The 3,019-nt window shown below is 27.9% G+C and carries 2 protein-coding genes; both read right to left on the bottom strand.

Features of this window, described 5'->3' with window-relative positions; all coding sequences use genetic code 11:
- The coding region (locus L8X28_RS08200; protein ID WP_263666046.1) for a filamentous hemagglutinin N-terminal domain-containing protein at nucleotides 1–395 on the bottom strand (395 nt) is incomplete at its 3' end.
- Between the two features lie 24 nt (nucleotides 396–419).
- The coding region (locus L8X28_RS08195; protein WP_263666045.1) for a hypothetical protein at nucleotides 420–3,019 on the bottom strand (2,600 nt) is incomplete at its 5' end.

Genomic DNA, 3,019 nt, shown 5'->3' with positions numbered 1-3,019 from the left:
GACGAAGTAGAAGCCACAAAGCGATTAGCATTGATAGTTCCTGTTTTAGTAATGATTACTCCATTAGGATTGATTAAAAAGACATTATTACCTTTTGCATTTAATACACCTTCTATGGTAGATTTACTAGTCCCATGAACAATGTTTAGGTAGTTTTTACTATTACCTCCAAAGTTTACACTTTCACCTTGACCTATATTAAAACCACCACCCCATTGAATGACGGAGTTTGTTTCTTTGCCATTAATTTGCATATGACCATTACCAGAAGTTATAGTCCCACTAGTCCCATGAGTAAATTTACCCCCACTAGGTAAAGCCATTAGTGGAGAAAATAACATTGATACTGTTATGCCTGAGAGTATGATGTGATTTGATAGTTTATGTGTTTTCATAATTAATCCTTTTGGTGCATTGTTTTAATTTAAATTCACTACTATGCTTTTTGCATCTTTACTTACACTTAGAGTGTATTTAGCTTTTTGAACTTTTGCTTTGATGTTTTTATGTAAGCTTTGATTGTTTTTAGTAATAGTTTCTAATAAGCTTTGTAAGTCTTTTTGATTTAAGTGTTTATTATTTGCATCTACAAAGCCTTTTTCACTTTGCATTAAAATAATGCTTTTATTTTTTACATTATTGTTTGTATATACATTAATAGAACTATCTTTAGAAAGATTAATCACTTCTTTAGCATTTAAATAAGCTTTAGTATCATCTTTTAAGATAAAGCTATAATGATCAAAGTTATTAATAGTATTTGCTTTTATATTTGTATTTAATACTAAATGATTATTAGTACCATTTTTATGTGTTAGAACTTTTGATACAAAGTTATTGTCTTTTTTAGTTTGTAAAAAACTTCCTGCTAATACATCTATATTGGTATTGTTAAAAATATTAGTATTACCACTTAGATATAAGGTATTATTATAGCTTTTATCATTTTCACTATATACTCCAGAAGCGCTTATAAATATAGCTTTGTTGTTTTTATACTCATCTATATTTAAATTATTTATATGAGTATAATTATCATGAGTATTCTTAGCTATACCTGCACTAATTATTATTTCCCCTTCTCTTTTATCAGAAGCTGTACCTAGGGCTAAATTATCAAAGATAAAAGTATTATTAGCGCTTTCATTTTTTGCATTAATAATATATACATTAGAACTAGCTGCACTTGAATAATCTTTAATATTTAAAGTATTATTATTAGCATTTTCATTAGCTCTTAAAATGATTTTAGAACCTTTATCTATATTAGAAGCATTAGATAAAGATTGCACCATATTATATTTTATAGTGTTTTTTTCTAAATTATCAGCTTCTATAATAGCAGTGAGGTTTCTACCTGATTTTACATTATCTAAAACTATACTATTAGCATTAGCACTACTTGCATAATAATCTTTATTATCTAAACTAACCTTACTAACTCCATATAAGTATAAAGGCATAGCAATGTTTGAGTTTTTAATAACAATATTGTTATTATTTGCTTTAGAACTTAGAGTTTGTGCTGCTGTGATTTGAATTTTATCTTGATGATTTTCAGTGGTAAGTCCTTTGGTTAAGTCTCCATTGATATTTATACTATTTCTACTAGCTCCTTTAGTAGCTACCCCACCATAAAGATTAAACTCATTTTTACCTGTAAAATTAGAATTGATTTCAAATGGCTTTTTAAGAGTAATATTAATATTATTATCATTAGCTATACCATTATTAGTTATACCTGCATAAAAGTCTAAGAGTGCTTTTACTTCTACATTAGTATTTAATGCTAATAAGGTTTGTAAGTCTTTTATATCTATGGTGTTTTTATAAGCATTACCTTGTATGATTTTACCCCCATAAACTGCTCCTACTAAAATAGCATTGTATGCTAATGGAGTATTTTTAGTATCCACTCTTAAATCTAGTTTTAAATCATTAATAATTACACTATTATTGCTTACTTCATAGCTTTGATTGTTATTTACATCTACAAAAGCTCCACCTAAGTGAGTAGCAGCTGATGTTGAATAAGCTCCACTTGGACCATGGACTAATAAAGAAGCTCCATCTATAATAACCTTATTATTTTTAGCATTAGCATTATAAGTATAAGCTCCTACTACATGAGTCATTCTCTCATCAAAAATATTATCCCCTAAAGTGCTTTGTTTATAAGGGGTAGTATGAAAGTCTATCTTTACCCCCTTATTTAATATCACAGTATTATTATTAGTATTAGCATCAACTCCAAAAGCACCTAAGATATAAGGAGCACCATTTAAAGGTAGGGTATAGGTGTTTTCAACACCCATATTTACATAGGCATCTTTTAAGAAATTTAAAGTATTATTACTTGCTTCACCTTTTCTTGCTATGGCTGGAGTGATTAAAAAATTATATTTATTATCTAAGCCACTAGCTTTAGGATTAATTACTTCTTTATCGGTAGGTTTTAAATAATATACTGAAGATAATTCCCCTGCTTTTAATACTAGAGTATTATTATTTGCTTTTGCATTAAAGGTATAGGCTGAAACTAAAAAAGGTATATAGCTGATTTGATTTAGGGTAGTATTGGCTGAGTTAGAACTATGAAAGCCATTAACTACAAAAATATCTTCTTTAATACTTGGAGTGAGTATGTCTTGTTTAAAATATAAATCATTCATTTTTTCATGAGCTTTGTTTTTAGGATTATCATAGATTAAAGTAATATTTGAAAGGTTTTTATTGCTAGCCATTTGACCATAGAAGTTTTTACCACTTAAGAGTTTATATGTATCAAGATTATAATCATAAACATCATTATTATTATAATGGTGTTTTTTAATTACATAAGTATTAGAAGCTTTATCATAATTTGCCTGGGTGGCAGCTTCTAAAGAGTTTAGTGAAAGTATAGTGAGTAGGGAAAGTTTTAATAGATTAAAGTTTTTATAGTTTTTTAAAGGGTTTAAAGTGTTTGAGTTAAAACGAAAATTATCGTATCCCCCCCCCCGTGAGGTGATTTTTGGAT

Source organism: Campylobacter sp. CNRCH_2016_0050h, assembly GCF_025772605.1.
Classification (GTDB): Bacteria; Campylobacterota; Campylobacteria; order Campylobacterales; family Campylobacteraceae; genus Campylobacter_D; species Campylobacter_D lari_D.
This window is presented reverse-complemented; position numbering and strand designations above follow the sequence as displayed.